At 58.7% G+C, this 15,766-nt stretch carries 20 protein-coding genes; 8 read left to right on the forward strand and 12 right to left on the reverse strand.

Going from position 1 to position 15,766, the window contains the following annotated elements; all coding sequences use genetic code 11:
* The first annotated feature begins 169 nt into the window (after positions 1-169).
* Entirely contained in the window at positions 170-1,009 is an 840-nt protein-coding gene (locus AC245Y_RS09330) for an isocitrate lyase/PEP mutase family protein (protein WP_017993966.1), read from the forward strand.
* A 25-nt stretch (positions 1,010-1,034) separates the two neighbouring features.
* On the opposite strand, the gene AC245Y_RS09335 is transcribed toward AC245Y_RS09330, so the two are convergent.
* The 4 genes from AC245Y_RS09335 to AC245Y_RS09350 all read right to left on the reverse strand — a co-directional run bounded on the left by AC245Y_RS09335 (position 1,035) and on the right by AC245Y_RS09350 (position 2,892).
* A complete protein-coding gene (locus AC245Y_RS09335; RefSeq protein ID WP_012757293.1) occupies positions 1,035-1,490 on the reverse strand; it encodes an Imm50 family immunity protein in 456 nt (151 codons plus the stop codon).
* 80 nt (positions 1,491-1,570) lie between these two features.
* Positions 1,571-1,903: a hypothetical protein gene (locus tag AC245Y_RS09340; RefSeq protein ID WP_012757294.1), complete on the reverse strand. Its 333-nt coding sequence runs from the start codon at positions 1,901-1,903 to the stop codon at positions 1,571-1,573.
* A 291-nt stretch (positions 1,904-2,194) separates the two neighbouring features.
* Entirely contained in the window at positions 2,195-2,485 is a 291-nt protein-coding gene (locus AC245Y_RS09345) for a DUF982 domain-containing protein (protein WP_017993967.1), read from the reverse strand.
* 125 nt (positions 2,486-2,610) lie between these two features.
* Complete coding sequence (locus AC245Y_RS09350; RefSeq protein WP_155739810.1) at positions 2,611-2,892, reverse strand: hypothetical protein; 282 nt, start codon at positions 2,890-2,892, stop codon at positions 2,611-2,613.
* Between AC245Y_RS09350 and AC245Y_RS09355 the strand changes: the two genes are divergently transcribed.
* Complete coding sequence (locus tag AC245Y_RS09355) at positions 2,891-3,070, forward strand: hypothetical protein (protein ID WP_003559012.1); 180 nt, start codon at positions 2,891-2,893, stop codon at positions 3,068-3,070. The two genes, AC245Y_RS09350 and AC245Y_RS09355, sit on opposite strands and share 2 nt — an antisense overlap.
* A 116-nt stretch (positions 3,071-3,186) precedes the next feature.
* On the opposite strand, the gene AC245Y_RS09360 is transcribed toward AC245Y_RS09355, so the two are convergent.
* The gene (locus tag AC245Y_RS09360; protein WP_012757296.1) at positions 3,187-3,498 is read right to left on the reverse strand and encodes a hypothetical protein; all 312 of its coding nucleotides are present in this window, start codon (positions 3,496-3,498) and stop codon (positions 3,187-3,189) included.
* A gap of 162 nt (positions 3,499-3,660) precedes the next feature.
* Positions 3,661-4,110 (reverse strand): DUF3597 domain-containing protein, encoded by a 450-nt coding sequence (locus AC245Y_RS09365; protein WP_017993969.1) that lies wholly within the window; start codon positions 4,108-4,110, stop codon positions 3,661-3,663.
* A gap of 504 nt (positions 4,111-4,614) precedes the next feature.
* Here AC245Y_RS09365 and AC245Y_RS09370 point away from each other — a divergent pair.
* Entirely contained in the window at positions 4,615-5,265 is a 651-nt protein-coding gene (locus AC245Y_RS09370; protein ID WP_026157340.1) for a hypothetical protein, read from the forward strand.
* 58 nt (positions 5,266-5,323) lie between these two features.
* Here the strand turns inward: AC245Y_RS09370 and AC245Y_RS09375 are convergent, their stop codons facing one another.
* The 4 genes from AC245Y_RS09375 to AC245Y_RS09390 all read right to left on the reverse strand — a co-directional run bounded on the left by AC245Y_RS09375 (position 5,324) and on the right by AC245Y_RS09390 (position 9,620).
* Positions 5,324-6,097: an amino acid ABC transporter ATP-binding protein gene (locus tag AC245Y_RS09375; RefSeq protein ID WP_012757299.1), complete on the reverse strand. Its 774-nt coding sequence runs from the start codon at positions 6,095-6,097 to the stop codon at positions 5,324-5,326.
* Between the two features lie 35 nt (positions 6,098-6,132).
* Positions 6,133-7,287, reverse strand: a complete 1,155-nt coding sequence (locus AC245Y_RS09380) for an amino acid ABC transporter permease (RefSeq protein ID WP_487762866.1) — start codon at positions 7,285-7,287, stop codon at positions 6,133-6,135.
* Between the two features lies 1 nt (position 7,288).
* A complete protein-coding gene (locus AC245Y_RS09385) occupies positions 7,289-8,491 on the reverse strand; it encodes an amino acid ABC transporter permease (protein WP_017993972.1) in 1,203 nt (400 codons plus the stop codon).
* A gap of 103 nt (positions 8,492-8,594) precedes the next feature.
* Positions 8,595-9,620, reverse strand: coding sequence for an amino acid ABC transporter substrate-binding protein (locus tag AC245Y_RS09390; RefSeq protein ID WP_003559026.1), 1,026 nt, complete (start codon positions 9,618-9,620; stop codon positions 8,595-8,597).
* 361 nt (positions 9,621-9,981) lie between these two features.
* Between AC245Y_RS09390 and AC245Y_RS09395 the strand changes: the two genes are divergently transcribed.
* Positions 9,982-11,172 (forward strand): cystathionine beta-lyase, encoded by a 1,191-nt coding sequence (locus AC245Y_RS09395; protein WP_026157341.1) that lies wholly within the window; start codon positions 9,982-9,984, stop codon positions 11,170-11,172.
* Positions 11,173-11,203: 31 nt separating this feature from the next.
* Here AC245Y_RS09395 and AC245Y_RS09400 read toward each other — a convergent pair whose 3' ends face one another.
* Positions 11,204-12,358: an FAD-dependent monooxygenase gene (locus tag AC245Y_RS09400; protein ID WP_012757303.1), complete on the reverse strand. Its 1,155-nt coding sequence runs from the start codon at positions 12,356-12,358 to the stop codon at positions 11,204-11,206.
* A 27-nt stretch (positions 12,359-12,385) separates the two neighbouring features.
* On the reverse strand, positions 12,386-12,631 hold the full coding sequence (locus AC245Y_RS09405) for a zinc-finger domain-containing protein (RefSeq protein WP_003539274.1): 246 nt from the start codon (positions 12,629-12,631) through the stop codon (positions 12,386-12,388).
* A 145-nt stretch (positions 12,632-12,776) separates the two neighbouring features.
* Here AC245Y_RS09405 and AC245Y_RS09410 point away from each other — a divergent pair, with 145 nt between their 5' ends.
* From AC245Y_RS09410 to AC245Y_RS09425, 4 genes are all read left to right on the forward strand, one after another.
* Complete coding sequence (locus AC245Y_RS09410) at positions 12,777-13,562, forward strand: alpha/beta fold hydrolase (protein ID WP_017993974.1); 786 nt, start codon at positions 12,777-12,779, stop codon at positions 13,560-13,562.
* 128 nt (positions 13,563-13,690) lie between these two features.
* Positions 13,691-14,524 carry a serine O-acetyltransferase gene (gene cysE / locus AC245Y_RS09415; protein ID WP_003539276.1) on the forward strand — a complete coding sequence of 278 codons (834 nt, stop codon included), beginning with the start codon at positions 13,691-13,693 and terminating at the stop codon, positions 14,522-14,524.
* A 139-nt stretch (positions 14,525-14,663) separates the two neighbouring features.
* The gene (locus AC245Y_RS09420) at positions 14,664-14,867 is read left to right on the forward strand and encodes a DUF3126 family protein (RefSeq protein WP_003539277.1); all 204 of its coding nucleotides are present in this window, start codon (positions 14,664-14,666) and stop codon (positions 14,865-14,867) included.
* A 274-nt stretch (positions 14,868-15,141) separates the two neighbouring features.
* On the forward strand, positions 15,142-15,513 hold the full coding sequence (locus tag AC245Y_RS09425; RefSeq protein ID WP_017993975.1) for a phasin family protein: 372 nt from the start codon (positions 15,142-15,144) through the stop codon (positions 15,511-15,513).
* Positions 15,514-15,766: the final 253 nt, after the last annotated feature.

The following is a 15,766-nucleotide window of genomic DNA, read 5'->3' on the forward strand; positions in this document are numbered from 1 at the left end:
GACTATACTTTGGCTGCGGACTGATGCCTGGTCCAGGAGCGTGAGACTGACTGAAAGGCGCCTCAAGAGCCATCGTCGCTATTCTCTCCAAAGCAAGTTCGCGGAGCGTGTTCACATTTCGTTCCTGTGGTGCTAGGCTCACCTTCCGCGACGGGCGAGGGGAGGCCTTATGGATCAAAGGGGCAAGTTTGAGCGACTGAAGGCGCTTCACCAGGGCGACAGGGCTTTTGTCATCCCGAACCCATGGGACGCCGGTTCGGCTCGCCTGCTCGCGAGCCTTGGCTTCGAGGCGCTTGCGACTACCAGCGCGGGTTACGCCTTTTCCAAAGGCAAATTGGATTCATTTGCGAGCCTTGGACGGGATGAGGTCCTTGAGAACGCCGCCGAGATCGTTGGCGCTGTTGATCTTCCTGTGTCTGCCGACCTTGAAGATGGCTTCGGTGCGTCGCCAGAAATCTGTGCGGAAACCGTCCGCCTGGCCTGCGAAACCGGACTTGTCGGCGGATCAATCGAAGACGCAACAGGCAATCCTGCTGCCCCGATCTACGACCTATCGCAGGCCGTTGAGCGCATCCATGCTGCCGCGGAGGCTGCACGCGGTCTACCTTTCCTTCTCACTGCGCGGGCGGAGAATTATCTTTGGGAGAGACCCGATCTGGAGGACACCATCGAACGGCTGCAAGCATTTTCGGCCGCCGGGGCAGATGTGCTTTACGCCCCCGGCTTGCCTGATATCGAGGCAATCAGAACCGTTTGTGGGGCCGTGGACAAGCCAGTCAACGTGGTCATGGGTTTGAAAGGGCGAAAATACTCGGTTGCCGAACTGTCGAGCGCCGGAGTACGGCGCGTGAGCGTCGGCGGCTCTTTCGCGCGGGCAGCGCTGGGTGCGTTGATGCGCGCCGCTATGGAGGTCAAAACAGCCGGTACGTTTGAATATGCCGACGACGCGCTCTCCGCTGCATTCGCCAGCCAACTGATGTCACGGGAGAAGCGGCGGGACAGGCTATGAGTTGGGCCGAGAAGCAAAGGTTTCCTCAAGGGACCGCTGCGGCAGTTGGTCTGTCTGCAGCAGGCCGTCCCGGACGGAACGTCACGACGACTTTTTTCGCGCGGATGAAACCATCCAACCCGTAACAGGGCTGGAGTTCGATTTCGATGTCTTCCGGTCCTTTTGGCAGGGCATAGTAGCCGGCTCGGCCACGATCTGTTGCGTAGCGGAGGATGAGACCATTGATCACGTTCTGGTGGCTGAAGCCGTCCAGCTGCAGGTCCATGATATCTTCGAAGGCGAAGGTGACGACTGCGTGCTTGTCAAGGATGCGGTATCCATCTTGATCAACGGCATCGGTGCAAATCCAGCCGTGTATCTTCAGCTCGCAGATGCCGGTGCGATTGAGTGTGAGGCTCAAAATTTCCGCGTCATGAAGGGTCGGCTTCTGGCCGAACCACGCCAGCAGTTCCGGACCTCCGGCTATCTTCTCGTAGGTCATCTCATCTCACACGGCAGATTGGTGATGGCATACAGATAGCCATCTGTCGCCGGCCTGCGAGCCTGACACCGCAAGCCTGTTTAGCGACCTTGAAAAATTTTGATCAGCTTCGGTGTGAACCTGTGGCTTTTGATGTCAACGAAATCGTCATAGGTGGCGCGACCAGAAATCATCGCTGCGAGAAGCCGGCTGCAGGCAACCCGCGGAGCATCTTTGTCCGAAGCGTTTGTCACAAGACCAGCATTGTGACGGGCGTTTGCATCGAAGCTCTTCACGCAAATATTGACTGCTTCATTTCTCGCTCTTGCACTGCCCTGCGTTAATGTGACGAAAGAATCATACTCCTGACGCGTTGGCGTGCAGGCAGTCAGCAATCCCATGGCAATCAATACTGTCACGATACCAGCGCGCATTATTATATTATTCCTTTGATGACCCATTGATCGACGTTTGATGTTTATTTCGATTCGTGTGACGCGGGATAGACCATCTGCGAAATTGCGAAGGCCGATCAGAAGGCAGAAATGCCTTGCATCAAACGCGCTTGAAATGGCGAAGCCAGGAAGATGTGCGCGGCTCGAATTCGGCAGTCGTTCCATTATTCGTTAAAGCTCAGGAACGCGGTGCCCCTATCTGTTCGAGCGGCGGATTTGCACTGCTCGAGCGTTTCCGCAAATTCTTCTCTGGAATCTGCTTGAGCGATCTCAGTGAACGACTGAGAGGTAACGGATGCCGGCTTCATCCGCCGCTCTCATCAGCGCTTCCCGTGCGGCGTTTGGCGGCGTCGTGCCGCGGATGGCGTCGAGGCATGTCCTGACCGCCACGACGTACTCCTCGCCATCATCGCCCGGCCATTCGGAAATGAGCATGGTGGCTGCATCTCCGAGGGTTCTGACGATGCTGTATTTTTCCTGGCCGCTCATGAGGATCCTCAGCGCGGGAAACTGATGCGATGTGTACCGATTCATTACATTTGGTCCTTGCATCATAAACATATTAGTAACTCTGCAAGAAGCGTTCCAACTGACGCCCCAGGATGATTATCTTCTATGAATCGGCAAAGCAGTCGGCAACGCTTCTCCAGGCAGGAAGCCGGGAACTTGTTTTAAACACATTGCCGTCATATTGATTCATCTATCGAAATTGCTTGTCGAGCTTGGTTTGCGCCCCGGCGTCCCAGCTGATCTTTCCTTTCAAAATCGATTTCTGCGCCGTCCGGCAGCAGCCGGAGGGTGATTGTCATGCCGGTTGAGGGGGAATCGTCATGAATGCAGTCAATTCTTTGATTGACGCAAGCCTCCGCCAACACCATCGCCGCTGCCTGATATGCCTTCGGTCTTTGACCGCGGATGTCAGTGGCGGCATTCCGGCTGGGTTTTCCAGCCATTGAGGAGAATTTCATGAGCAAGACCAATGCAGAGGCACTGTTGCGCAAAGCGCAGCGCCAGGTTGCCAATACCAGCGGCGGCGGCCATCTCGGCGGCACCAACTTCGGTCAGGGCAATGACGCCAAGACCTCGTCCGGAAGCGGCAATCGCCCGGCGGGCAAGGGTCGGCCGCCAGCTGGCGGCAAACGCTGACTATAGCGCCGCGCGTCTTTCCGATTTAAGGAACTATGCAGAGGTCGCGATTGAAGACAGCCCCGCCAAAATGGCGGGGTTTTTGTTTGATAGGCTTCTGAAGGGCACGGCTCTTCTCAGCGATCCAGGAAATGTTCGAAGTAGATCTGGGGGATGGGATAGGCGTAGACGCCTCTGTCGACGAAGCTGCGCCTATAGAGGCAATTTCTGAGAGCCGCATTGTAATGCAGGCTTCGCGGGTCCGGCGAGCCTCGTCGCCATGAGCTTGCCTCCGGCACGCAGCGTTGCAGTGCCTTGTCGTATCGAGCCAGGAGGACCGGGTCGGTGTCGACCCGAATGCCGCTATAGGATTGATAGTTTGAAGGAGATTCTGCGGCCGAAATACAGGCAAGGCTAAGTGCAACACCAACGACTGCCATCAATCTCATCGGATTTAATTCTCCCCTGATCGATTATCGAAGTATCGAGCCGAACGTTATTGGTTCCAGTGCCTGCGGGCAAGCGGACGCCCTGTTCCGGCGTCCGCATCTGCCCGAGACGTTACCCGCACAGCTGCCGCCACAGAAATGGCGGCAGCTATCCGTCATCGATCAATCCAGGAGGTCGGCCGGTACCTTGCCGCCGTTTTCCGAAAGCCGCTTCATCAGCGCCTTGTGCAGCCACATGTTCATTTTTGCGGAATCGTTGGTGTCGCCGGTATAGCCGAGTTCGGCGGCAAGTTCCTTGCGCTCGGTGAGGCTGGCATCCATCCCGACGGCTTTCATCAGGTCTACGATCGAGCGGCGCCAGTCGAGTTTCTGGCCGCTCTTCTTCACGGCAGCGTCAAGGATCGGGACGATATCGACTGTGGCTGTGCCTGGCGCGGTGGCCGTGGGGACCGGCTTGCTCTGCGGAGCAGAGGCCGCAGGCGCCGGACTGGGGGCAGCCGACGGTGAGGCAGGCGCTTGCGCCGGCTCTGTCTTCGGCGCGCCGGCAGCAACGGGTTCGGCTGCTTTCGCCTCTCCGAAGATTGCATGTTTGATCTTGTCGAAAATGCCCATTCTAAACCTCCAGTTCCATCAGATGAGAACAAGCTGAAACATGGACTTCCCGCCTGATATATCCAGACGGAAGGGGAGTTATTTTTAGCAATCTAAATCGGAGGTGGAAAAGTCCATTCGGGGGAAGGGTGTAGTCGATCTACACGAAAACGCTGCAAATGGATCAATCAGGGCCAATCGTATCGCGAACTGAGATTTGCTTGCTGGCTCTAAGTTTCCTGGTCCAATGGGGGTGGAAATACTCCGTCGGCTCTCCAGGCGCTGCGAGATATGTTTGCTTTTGGCACAGTCTGTCAGATAATTCGTATTCCAATAACCGTAAAACATCATCGCACGCCCCCGAACCGACTTGCCGCGCCGTCTCGTGAAACCTTCGTCATCTCTCCACGTTGCCTTGCCATGGAAGTCCTGTAGTTGCAGGCGTCCGATCGATCGAAGGTACGCGCGTTCCTCGATTTTCGACTGCCGGGCAGATCGCTCGGCGGAATGGAAACGGAGGAAAACATGACCCATAACCACAATAGACTCTCCTTTGCAGTGCTCGCATCCGCCTGCGCCCTCCTTGCCATGCCGGCAGGCGATGCGCGTGCGCTCGATGTCGGTGTGTCGGTAAATGCAGGCAATGCCGTCAGCGCCGATGTCGGGGCTTCGATTGGCGGCGGGAGCGGCATCAGCGCCGATGCCAATGTTTCCGCTGGCGGCTCGAATGGCGTCAATGCCGATGCGACCGCCAATGCCGGTAGTGGCCGAGGCATCGATGCCGCTGTCAATGCCAGCGCCGGCGGCAGCAATGGTCTCGACGCAGACGCCAACGCCAGGATCGGTGGTGGGCGCGGCGTCAATGCCGATCTCAATGCACGCGCCGGCGGTTCTGATGGGCTCGATGCCAACGCCACGGCCTCGGTCGGCAGCGGTAATGGCGTCGATGCCGATCTCGCCATCGGCAGGGTAGATGGGGCAGGCAGCAACGGCAGACCCGCGGCTGAGCGCAGCCTCAGCGCGTCGCAGATCCGCACCCTGGAGGCCTTCCGGGCGAGGCCCGTCAATGAGCAGCGCAAGATGCTCGTCCGTTGCGCTGATATCTCCGGTTCAGGCGGCTCCGATTCCGGTCTTGCCGGTCTCTGCAGTCTGCTGCAGGCAACAGCTTCCCGCTGAACGCAAAAGACCCGCCGAACCGGAAGGTGCGGCGGGTCTTTTCAAAGGACGCTTCGATTTAATGCAGGATCTGGCTGAGGAACAGCTTTGTGCGTTCGTGCTGCGGATTGTCGAAGAACTCGGCCGGCGAATTCTGCTCGACGATCTGGCCCTGGTCCATGAAGATAACGCGGTTGGCGACCTGGCGGGCAAAGCCCATTTCATGCGTGACGCAGAGCATGGTCATGCCTTCCTCGGCAAGACCCACCATGGTGTCGAGCACTTCCTTGATCATTTCGGGATCGAGTGCCGAGGTCGGCTCGTCGAACAACATGATCTTCGGGTTCATGCACAGCGACCGGGCGATCGCCACGCGCTGCTGCTGGCCGCCGGAAAGCTGTCCCGGATATTTATTGGCCTGCTCCGGAATCTTGACCCGCTTCAGAAAATGCATGGCCACTTCCTCGGCCTGCTTCTTCGGCATCTTGCGCACCCAGATCGGCGCCAGTGTGCAGTTTTCGAGGATCGTCAGATGCGGGAAGAGGTTGAAGTGCTGGAACACCATGCCGACTTCGCGCCGCACCTCGTCGATCTTTTTCAGATCGTTGGTGAGTTCGGTGCCGTCGACGACGATCTTGCCTTTCTGATGCTCTTCAAGGCGGTTGATGCAGCGGATCATCGTTGACTTGCCCGAACCCGACGGGCCGGCAATGACGATGCGCTCGCCGCGCATGACCTTCAGGTTGATGTCGCGCAGCACGTGGAAATCGCCGTACCACTTGTTCATGTTGACGATCTCGACCGCCACTTCCGTTGCGGAAACGGTAAGCTTTTTCGCTGGAGCTTCAGCCATGACTATTTTCCCTCATTCTTATCGTTGTAGCGTTCTTATCGTTTGTGGCCGGTATCGAGATGGCGTTCCGTGAAACCTGAATAGCGCGACATGCCGAAGCAGAACAGCCAGAAGATGAAGCCCGCGAAGATCAGGCCCGTGATCGGCGTGACGGCGCTTGCCCAGTTGGCATCGGAGAAGTTCAGCTTGACGATGCCAAGCAGATCGAACATGCCGATAATGGTGACCAGCGACGTGTCCTTGAACGTTCCGATGAAGGTGTTCACGATGCTCGGGATGACCAGCTTGATGGCCTGCGGCATGATGATCAGCCGGGTCTTCTGCCAATAGCCGAGGCCGAGCGAATCGGCGCCTTCGAACTGTCCCTTCGGGATCGCCTGAAGGCCGCCGCGGATCACTTCAGCCATATAGGCCGACGTGAAGATCGACACACCGATCAGCGCCCGCAGCAGTTTGTCCACGTTCCAGCCTGTGGGAAGGAAGAGCGGCAGCATGACACTTGCCATGAACAGAACGGTGATCAGCGGAACGCCTCGAATGACCTCGATGAAGGTAACGCAGAGCATCCGGATGACCGGCATCTTCGAGCGGCGTCCCAGCGCAAGCAGAATGCCGACGGGTAGGGAGACGGCAATACCGACAAAGGACAGCACGAGCGTCACCATCAACCCGCCCCAGAGCGGAGTCTCCACCACTTCGAGGCCGAAGCCGCCGTGAAGAAGCCAGAAGGCGATGACCGGCAGGACGGCGAAGAGAAGAATGGCGTTCAGGCCCTTGCGTGGCGCCGACGGGATCAACATCGGAACCAGCAGCAGAATGAACAGGATCCCGACGATCGCCGGCCTCCAACGCTCACCGAGCGGATAGCGGCCGAAGATGAACTGATCGTACTTGGCGCTGATGAAAGCCCAGCATGCGCCACTCCAGCCGTCCGGCTGGATGCCGCCCTGGATCGTCGTCGCGCAGAATGTGCGGTCCGGCCCGGACCATACGGCCTGGATGAACAGCCAGTTGACGAGATGCGGCACGGCCCATGTGATCAGCGCAAGAGCCAGGATCGTCAGGATCACGTCCTTCGGAGTTGCCAGGAGATTGCGACGTATCCAGGCGACGGCTCCCCTCTCGCCGGGGGGCGGCGGTTCGGCGGCTAGGATGGACGTTCTGACGAAGGGTTTATCGGCGACCGACATCTTATCTCTCCACCAGTGCCATCTTGGCATTGAACCAATTCATGAACAGCGACGTGAGAATACTCAAGCTGAGATAGACGATACCCCAGATGCAGACGATCTCGATCGCTTGACCGCTCTGATTGAGGATCGTGCCACCGACGGCAACGAGATCCGAGAAACCGATCGCGATGGCGAGCGAGGAGTTCTTGGTCAGGTTCAGGTACTGGCTCGTCAGCGGCGGGATAATGATGCGCAGCGCCTGCGGCACCACGACAAGTCTCGTCACGCTCGACGGATGCAGCCCCAGCGCGCCGGCGGCCTCGGATTGTCCCTTTGCAACGCCGCGAATGCCGCCACGAACGATCTCGGCGATGAACGAGGCGGTATAGAAGGACAGAGCGAGAAACAGCGACATGAATTCGGGGCCGACGACGGAGCCGCCCGTGAGGTTGAATTTTCCGGCAACCGGAACGTCGAAGGTGAGCGGAAAGCCAGAGACAACGAAGACCAGCAATGGCAAGCCGACGATCAGCGCGATCGCCGTCCATACGGTGTGGAACGGCTGGCCGGTTGCGGCTTGGCGTTTGTGGGCCCAGCGCGCGATGATGATGGTCGCGACAATCGCAATCAGCAGGGCGATGCCGACCGCTATCATGCCTGTCTCGAAGATTGGCTTCGGGAAGGCTAGTCCTCTATTGTTGAGGTACATGCTGAACGGCAGCCCCACCGACTCGCGCGGCTGCGGCAAGACGGAGAGAACGCCGAGATACCAGAAAAAGATGACGAGCAGCGGCGGAATGTTGCGGAAAACCTCGACATAGACCGTGCAGAGCTTGGCAATCAGCCAATTGCGCGACAGCCGGCCGATCCCGATCAGGAAGCCGATGATGGTCGCCGTGAAAATACCGGTCACCGCCACCAGCAAGGTATTCAGAATGCCGACGACAAGTGCGCGCGCATAAGTCGAGTCACTTGAAAAGCCGATCAGCGACTGGCCGATTTCGAAACCGGCGCGACCGCGAAGAAAGCCGAAACCCGATGCCGTATTGCTGCGGGCAAGGTTCACGGCCGTGTTGTGGGCCACCCACCACACAAAGCCCACGAGAATAACAATTGTTAGAACCTGGAAAAATATGCTCCGGTATTTCGGGTCGTACATTGCCGACCGGAAACTCCAGCCGGTGCCATGCAAAGGTGTCGTATCCACAGCCTCATGCGTCATGCCGCGCCAATCCCCTTGTGCCCGTTTTCGGGCTTTCTTTTTGCTTTTTGGAAGATGGGAGGGCGGCTTGGCCGCCTTCCCGGGATTTCATGTCAAAGCTCGATTAACGAACCGGCGGTGCGTACTGGATGCCGCCCTTGTTCCAGAGAGCATTCAAGCCGCGTGCGATCTTGAGCGGGCTACCCTGGCCGATGTTGCGCTCGAAGATTTCGCCATAATTGCCGACGCCCTTGATGACGTTGGCGGCCCAATCATTGGTCAGGCCGAGATCAGTACCAATCTTGGTGTCGGTCTCGCTGCCGAGGAAGCGCTTGATATCCGGGTTCGGCGAGTTTTTCATCTCGTCGACATTTGCCTGGGTGATGCCGAACTCTTCGGCATTGATCAGCGCATAAGCTGTCCAGGAAACGATATCGAACCACTGATCATCACCCTGACGGACGGCCGGGCCAAGCGGCTCCTTGGAGATGATCTCGGGAAGGATGACGTGTTCGTCGGGATTTTTCAGCGTCAGACGCAACGAATAGAGACCGGATTGGTCGGTCGTGTAAACGTCGCAACGACCGGCGTCGTAGGCCGCGTTGACCTCAGGAAGATTTTCGAAGACGACCGGATTGTACTGCAGATTGTTCGTCTTGAAGTAATCGGCGAGGTTCAGCTCCGTGGTCGTGCCCGACTGCACGCAGATTGCGGCGCCGGAGAGTTCGAGAGCCGACTTCACATTCAGGCCCTTGCGAACCATGAACCCCTGGCCGTCATAATAGGTGACAGGACGGAAGTTGAAGCCGAGTGCGGTGTCGCGATTTATCGTCCAGGTCGTATTGCGCGAGAGGACGTCGATTTCGCCGGACTGCAGAGCGGTGAAGCGTTCCTTCGCATTTGTCGGCGTGTACTTGACCTTGGTGGGGTCGCCGAACACGGCCGAAGCGACGGCCTTGCAGAAGTCGACGTCGAAGCCGGCCCAATTGCCGGAAGCGTCAGGTGCGGCAAAGCCGGTAAGGCCGGTATTGACGCCGCACTGAACGAAACCCTTTGCCTTGACGTCTGAGAGAGTGGTGGCGGAGGCAGCCGAGGCGCCAACTGCCAAAACTGCTGCGCCGATGGCGGCGGACAGGAGCTTATTTTTCATTTTCCCAACCTTTTCCGTTGTCTTATCTTTTCTTGTGGAGAGTGCGTGCCGACAATCCGTGCCGCCTCCCCATTTGTCTCGACACCCTCCCGGCGCGAGTGACCCTATCACAGTCGCAAATGTCACTATGGTCAAGTGTCGCGCCTAATAATTGCGGCGAAATGCAACATTTTGGCAGATAGCGCTGCATTCATGGGCGGTTGGCTAGGAAATAGGCGTCCAGTTGCGGAAAAATAACGCGAAAAACGAAATTTCCATCATTTCGGACCGTCGCCTGCAACCGATCTTCAAGGGGTTGACCCGAAACGGCCGGGCGTCCAAAAGTCAGGTTTCGCGACCCCTCGCAAAGGCTATTCCCGACATGAAAGACAAAGACAGCTTGCTACAGAATGCCGGCATCAACACCCGCCTGACCCATATTGGCAACGATCCTTTCGACTATCACGGCTTCATCAATCCGCCGGTCGTGCATGCCTCGACGGTGTTGTTTCCGAACGCCCGGGCGATGGAGACGCGCACGCAGAAATACACCTACGGAACGCGCGGCACCCCGACGACGGATGCGCTCTGCGAGGCGATCGACGCACTCGAAGGCTCGGCCGGAACGATCCTCGTGCCCTCGGGCCTTGCGGCCGTCACCATTCCGTTCCTAGGTTTCGTCGCGGTCGGCGATCATGCGCTGGTGGTCGACTCGGTCTATGGCCCGACGCGCCATTTCTGCGACACGATGCTGAAGCGCCTCGGCGTCGAGGTGGAATATTACGATCCGGCGATCGGCGCCGGCATCGAGACGCTGTTCCGGCCGAACACGAAGCTCGTTCACACCGAGGCTCCCGGCTCCAACACCTTCGAGATGCAGGATATTCCGGCGATCTCGGCGGTCGCGCACCGCCACGGCGCCGTCGTCATGATGGATAATACCTGGGCGACGCCGCTCTATTTCAGGCCGCTCGATCACGGCGTCGACATCTCGATCCATGCATCGACGAAATATCCGTCCGGCCATTCCGACATCCTGCTCGGAACGGTTTCGGCCAATGCCGAGCACTGGGAGCGGCTGAAGGAGGCAAACGGCGTGCTCGGCATCTGCGGCGCACCCGATGATGCCTATCAGATTCTGCGCGGATTGCGCACCATGGGCCTGCGCCTCGAGCGGCATTATGAAAGCGCGCTTGATATTGCGGAATGGCTGCAGGGCAGGGAGGATGTCGCCCGCGTGCTGCATCCGGCTCTGCCGAGTTTTCCCTCTCATCATCTCTGGAAGCGCGATTTCAAAGGCGCCAGCGGCATCTTTTCTTTCGTGCTGGCCGCCGACGGCCCGGAGAAATCAAGAGCAAAGGCGCATGCCTTCCTCGACGCCCTCAGGATTTTCGGTCTCGGCTATTCCTGGGGTGGCTTTGAAAGCCTCGCTTTGCATGCCTATCTCAACGATCGCAAGGTCGCTAAGGCGCCGACGGATGGTCCGGTCATCCGCCTGCAGATCGGCATCGAGGACGTGGTCGATCTGAAGGCCGATATCGAACGGGGTTTTGCGGCGGCAAGCGCGGTCTGATCAGACAAGCTTTGTCGTCGCTTGTGAAACCTCAAGGCAGATCTGCAGCCCGATAGCCGTAGATCCAGTCGAGATCGGCCGCCAGGCTTAGCGGCGGCTTGAGGCCGAGCACGAGATCGCGGCCGATCCGGATCGGCCCTTTCGCATGATAGGCGAACCGGTTGAAGGCGCCGCGCTGGCGAAGTCTCGCAATGCGTGGCGCCCGATGTCTTTCGAAGCGCGCCAGCGCTTCCGCCATGGGGCTATTCGAAAGAAACGCCGCCAGTTCGTAGGCGTCTTCGATCGCCATCGCCGCTCCCTGTCCGGCAAAAGGCATCATCGCGTGGGCGGCGTCGCCGATCAGCACCGTCTTTCGGCCGTCCTGCCATGTGCCTGATGTGGTTTCGAACAGCGGCCAGAACGTTAGCTTATTCTGTCTGTCGAGCAGCGAGACGATTGCGGCATTCCAGCCGGAAAGGCGTGCCCGCAGCTCGGCGCGCTGTTCGGCCGTCGGCTCGCTTTGCCAGGCCTGCGGCGCGGTATTGCCGGCGGTGATCGCCACCATGTTGAAGCTGCCGCTTTCTCTCAGCGGATAGCAGACGAGGTGCGCCGAGCCGCCGAGAAAAGCCGAAACGCTTGCCCTATCGAGGAAACCGGGCGCCTCATTTTCGGCAATGGTGAAGCGGTAGGCGATATTGCCGGAAAAGCGCGGCGAGGGGCTGCCCGAAATGGATTGCCGGAGCTTCGACCAGACGCCGTCGGCGCCGATCACGACGTCGGCCGCCCGCTCGAAAGGCGGTAGGGTCGCATCGATCCGCACGCCGAGGTGAAGCCGGCAGCGCGGATCGGCCGTAACCGCTGCCAAAAGGGCTTTCTGCAACGTAGTGCGGTGCAGAACGCCATAGGGAGCGCCCCAGCGTTCCCGCGCGAATATGCCGGCCGGCACCGCCGCGAGCTGGCGGAGCGACCCGCCCGATATCAGCCGGATCGCGTCCGGCTCGAGCCAGACCTTTGACAGTCCTTCAAGGATGCCGAGTTCGGCAAGGATGTGCGAAGCGTTCGGCGAAACCTGCAATCCAGCGCCGATTTCGGTGAGTTCGCCCGCCTGCTCGAAGATCTCCGAACTGATGCCCCGGCGCGAAAGCGCAAGGGCAGCGGTCAGCCCTGATATCCCGGCGCCGATGATGGCGGCATGTTCGACCGGCATTGTCCGTCCGATCCGAATCTGGACTGACTACGCCGCCTTCACGTGAAAAACGCAACCGGCCGGATTGGTTTGGCTGGGCTTGAGCGCGGAATTGAACCGATAGAGCGTCGAGCAGTAGGAACAGACCTTCTCGTTGTCGTCGCCCATGTCGATGAAGATATGCGGATGATCGAAGGGAGCCGAAGCGCCGGTGCACATGAATTCCTTGACGCCGACTTCGATAACGCGGTGACCGCCGTCGTTCTGGAAGTGGGGAATGTTGTGGCCGGCCATGTCGCTCTCCGAATGCTTTGAAATGTGCGCGAACCTTATAAGCCTTCGCCGCAAATGTGTAGAGCCAAAGCACTGCGCCAGGCACAGTTTTTGGCTTCACGATGAAAGGCCGCTCGATTATGGTCGCGCCAAAAAGGAAGGCCAGATGAACCTGAATACACCCACATTTTCAAGCTTCACCCATGACGGATTGCAGCTCGCCTTCTTCGATGAGGGCGATCCGGCCGGTGTGCCCGTGATGTTGATCCACGGCTTTGCCTCGACTGCAAACGTCAACTGGGTGCATCCGGGTTGGTTGAAGACGCTCGGTGATGCCGGCTTCCGGGTGATTGCCATGGACAATCGCGGCCACGGGGCAAGCGACAAGCCGCACGATGCCGAAGCCTATCGCCCATGGATCATGGCCGGCGATGCAATCGCGCTGCTCGACCATCTCGGCATCCCCGAGGCCAATGTCATGGGCTATTCGATGGGCGCGCGCATCTCCGTCTTTGCCGCGCTTGCCAATCCGCATCGCGTCCGTTCGCTGGTGCTCGGCGGCCTCGGCATCGGCATGACCGACGGCGTCGGCGACTGGGACCCTATTGCCGATGCGCTGCTGGCGCCCTCGCTGGAAGCGGTGACACATGCCCGCGGCCGCATGTTCCGCGCCTTCGCCGAGCAGACGAAGAGCGACCGGGTCGCTCTTGCCGATTGCATCCGCGGCTCGCGCGATCTCGTCGCCCGCTCCGATATGGCCAAGCTCGACATGCCGACGCTGATCGGCGTCGGCACCAAGGATGATATCGCCGGCTCGCCGCAGGAATTGGCGGCGCTGATGCAAAATGCCGAAGCGCTCGATATTCCGGGCCGCGATCATATGCTCGCCGTCGGCGACAGGGTTTTCAAGCAGGCGGTGCTGGCCTTCTATGCAAGGGTCGCCCATTGCTGACAACATCGTGATGCCGAAAAACCATGCTAAAAAACCATGGCGACGGCACCCATTTATGTTATTGCCGTTTTCCTCTATATATTGGCATTCCGAAAACGGCATTCCGGCTGGCAGCGAGGAGAGCGGCGATGGTCGCAAAGACTGACATTCGTGCTTTTGACACAGGCCATCCGCTGAAGGTGATGGATCCCATCTGGGACAGTCTGCGCGAGGAAGCCCGGCTCGCCGCCGAACGGGACCCGGTTCTCGCCGCCTTCCTCTATTCTACGGTGATCAACTACCATTCGCTCGAGGAATGCGTCATCCACCGCATCTGCGAACGTCTCGATCACCCCGACATGCAGGCGAACCTGCTTCGCCAGACTTTCGAGGAAATGCTCCTCGACTGGCCTGACTGGAGCTCCATCTTGCGCGTCGATATCCAGGCGATCTATGACCGCGATCCCGCCTGCCTGCGCTTCATGGAAGCGGTGCTTTATTTCAAGGGCTTCCATGCGCTGCAGACACATCGTCTGGCCCATTGGCTGCTGAACCGCGGTCGGCGCGATTTCGCGCTCTATTTGCAGAGCCGCTCCTCCAGCGTCTTCCAGACCGACATCAATCCGGCCGCCCGTATCGGCAAGGGCATCTTCCTCGATCACGCCACCGGCCTCGTCGTCGGCGAGACGGCCGTCATCGGCGACAACGTCTCGATTCTGCACGGTGTCACACTCGGCGGCACCGGCAAGGAGGGTGCCGACCGCCATCCGAAGATCGGCTCCGGCGTCATGATCGGCGCCGGTGCGAAGATCCTCGGCAATATCGAGATCGGCTATTGCTCACGCGTCGCCGCCGGCTCCGTCGTATTGAAGGCGGTGCCGCCCAAAAAGACAGTCGCGGGTGTGCCAGCCAAGGTCGTCGGCGAGGCCGGTTGTTCCGAGCCGTCGCGCAACATGGACCAGGTGATCGGCGCCGACATCTGAGCGCCCGTTGGAAACAAGGATAGGAAAGTCGGCGGGATCCGAGCGGGGAGAGCCATGAGCAAACGGCAACCTTGCCTTTACACCGCTGCATTTCCTGTGCAAGAAGCGGCCAATCAAGACCGCTTACGGAGATGACAGAGTGAAGCCAGAAGAAATCAAGAAGCTCGACGCCTATTTCAAGCGCATGTTCAATCCGCAGATGATCGTCAAGGCGCGTCCGCGCAAGGATGATTCTGCGGAAGTCTATCTCGGCGAAGAATTTCTGGGTGTCGTCTATATCGATGACGAGGACGGCGACCGCTCCTACAACTTTTCGATGGCGATCCTCGACGTCGATCTCTGATCGCGTTCGAAAGCTTCAAAAGGACCGAACGGCGCGATCCGTTCGGTCCTTTTTTCGTTTTTTCGATTCGCAACGAGAATTTATTCAAAACTTCCGGTTGCGGCATTCTGATATATTTTAGCAAAATCAATCAAAGACGTACGTGCCCCGGCGCGCTGCCTTTGTTATCTTTTTGTAATGCAACCGTTGGATGTTTTGCAGCGCACAAGACTACTTGACTATTTGTGCATTGCAGCTACCCTGCGGCCACCAACAGCCCAACGGAGGATGGCTCATGTTCAACTTTGAAGACGCCAACAAGAAGAGCAAGGAAGCCGTCGACACGGCCCTGAAGACCTATACCGACACGTCCAAGGGCTTTCAGGCAATCGCCACCGAAGCCACTGAATATTCGAAGAAATCTTTTCAGGACGCGGTGACGCATTTCGAAACGCTGGCCGGCGTCAAGAGCTTCGAGGCCGCCTTCGAGCTGCAGACGAGCTACGTCAAGGCGTATTTTGAAGGCTTTGTCTCCGAGACGACGAAGCTCAGTGAGATGTATGTCGATCTCGCCAAATCAGCCTACAAGCCCTATGAGGCACCGATCGCCGCTGCGGTCGTCAAGACCGCAAAGTCGGTGTCGGCGGCGACGCCTGCTGCTGCTTGAACTGATTTCAAAGGCGCAACCTGCGCTACATATTGAAAAATGAAGACCGGCTACGCATCTGTAGCCGGTCTTTTTGTTTCCACTTTCGCTGCAGCGCCCGCATGGGATCGACCGGGGACTTTTTTGGTCTTTCCCGTGCATGCCGGCCATTTCTTGATTGCAGTGTCTGACAGGGGGCTTAAAATCAGCCTATTATGAACTAAGTTAGTGTTTCAGATATTCGGCGGGAAAAGCACCCTCCCATGCTCCGCTG

The organism is Rhizobium sp. SRDI943 (assembly GCF_057653695.1).

Excerpts from the sequence above, each read along its gene's own strand:
- AC245Y_RS09330 (WP_017993966.1), top strand. The coding sequence starts at position 170 with ATGGATCAAAGGGGCAAGTTTGAGCGACTGAAGGCGCTTCACCAGGGC.
- AC245Y_RS09335 (WP_012757293.1), bottom strand. The coding sequence starts at position 1,490 with ATGACCTACGAGAAGATAGCCGGAGGTCCGGAACTGCTGGCGTGGTTC.
- AC245Y_RS09340 (WP_012757294.1), bottom strand. The coding sequence starts at position 1,903 with ATGCGCGCTGGTATCGTGACAGTATTGATTGCCATGGGATTGCTGACT.
- AC245Y_RS09345 (WP_017993967.1), bottom strand. The coding sequence starts at position 2,485 with ATGTTTATGATGCAAGGACCAAATGTAATGAATCGGTACACATCGCAT.
- AC245Y_RS09355 (WP_003559012.1), top strand. The coding sequence starts at position 2,891 with ATGAGCAAGACCAATGCAGAGGCACTGTTGCGCAAAGCGCAGCGCCAG.
- AC245Y_RS09350 (WP_155739810.1), bottom strand. The coding sequence starts at position 2,892 with ATGAAATTCTCCTCAATGGCTGGAAAACCCAGCCGGAATGCCGCCACT.
- AC245Y_RS09360 (WP_012757296.1), bottom strand. The coding sequence starts at position 3,498 with ATGAGATTGATGGCAGTCGTTGGTGTTGCACTTAGCCTTGCCTGTATT.
- AC245Y_RS09365 (WP_017993969.1), bottom strand. The coding sequence starts at position 4,110 with ATGGGCATTTTCGACAAGATCAAACATGCAATCTTCGGAGAGGCGAAA.
- AC245Y_RS09370 (WP_026157340.1), top strand. The coding sequence starts at position 4,615 with ATGACCCATAACCACAATAGACTCTCCTTTGCAGTGCTCGCATCCGCC.
- AC245Y_RS09375 (WP_012757299.1), bottom strand. The coding sequence starts at position 6,097 with ATGGCTGAAGCTCCAGCGAAAAAGCTTACCGTTTCCGCAACGGAAGTG.
- AC245Y_RS09380 (WP_487762866.1), bottom strand. The coding sequence starts at position 7,287 with ATGTCGGTCGCCGATAAACCCTTCGTCAGAACGTCCATCCTAGCCGCC.
- AC245Y_RS09385 (WP_017993972.1), bottom strand. The coding sequence starts at position 8,491 with ATGACGCATGAGGCTGTGGATACGACACCTTTGCATGGCACCGGCTGG.
- AC245Y_RS09390 (WP_003559026.1), bottom strand. The coding sequence starts at position 9,620 with ATGAAAAATAAGCTCCTGTCCGCCGCCATCGGCGCAGCAGTTTTGGCA.
- AC245Y_RS09395 (WP_026157341.1), top strand. The coding sequence starts at position 9,982 with ATGAAAGACAAAGACAGCTTGCTACAGAATGCCGGCATCAACACCCGC.
- AC245Y_RS09400 (WP_012757303.1), bottom strand. The coding sequence starts at position 12,358 with ATGCCGGTCGAACATGCCGCCATCATCGGCGCCGGGATATCAGGGCTG.
- AC245Y_RS09405 (WP_003539274.1), bottom strand. The coding sequence starts at position 12,631 with ATGGCCGGCCACAACATTCCCCACTTCCAGAACGACGGCGGTCACCGC.
- AC245Y_RS09410 (WP_017993974.1), top strand. The coding sequence starts at position 12,777 with ATGAACCTGAATACACCCACATTTTCAAGCTTCACCCATGACGGATTG.
- cysE (WP_003539276.1), top strand. The coding sequence starts at position 13,691 with ATGGTCGCAAAGACTGACATTCGTGCTTTTGACACAGGCCATCCGCTG.
- AC245Y_RS09425 (WP_017993975.1), top strand. The coding sequence starts at position 15,142 with ATGTTCAACTTTGAAGACGCCAACAAGAAGAGCAAGGAAGCCGTCGAC.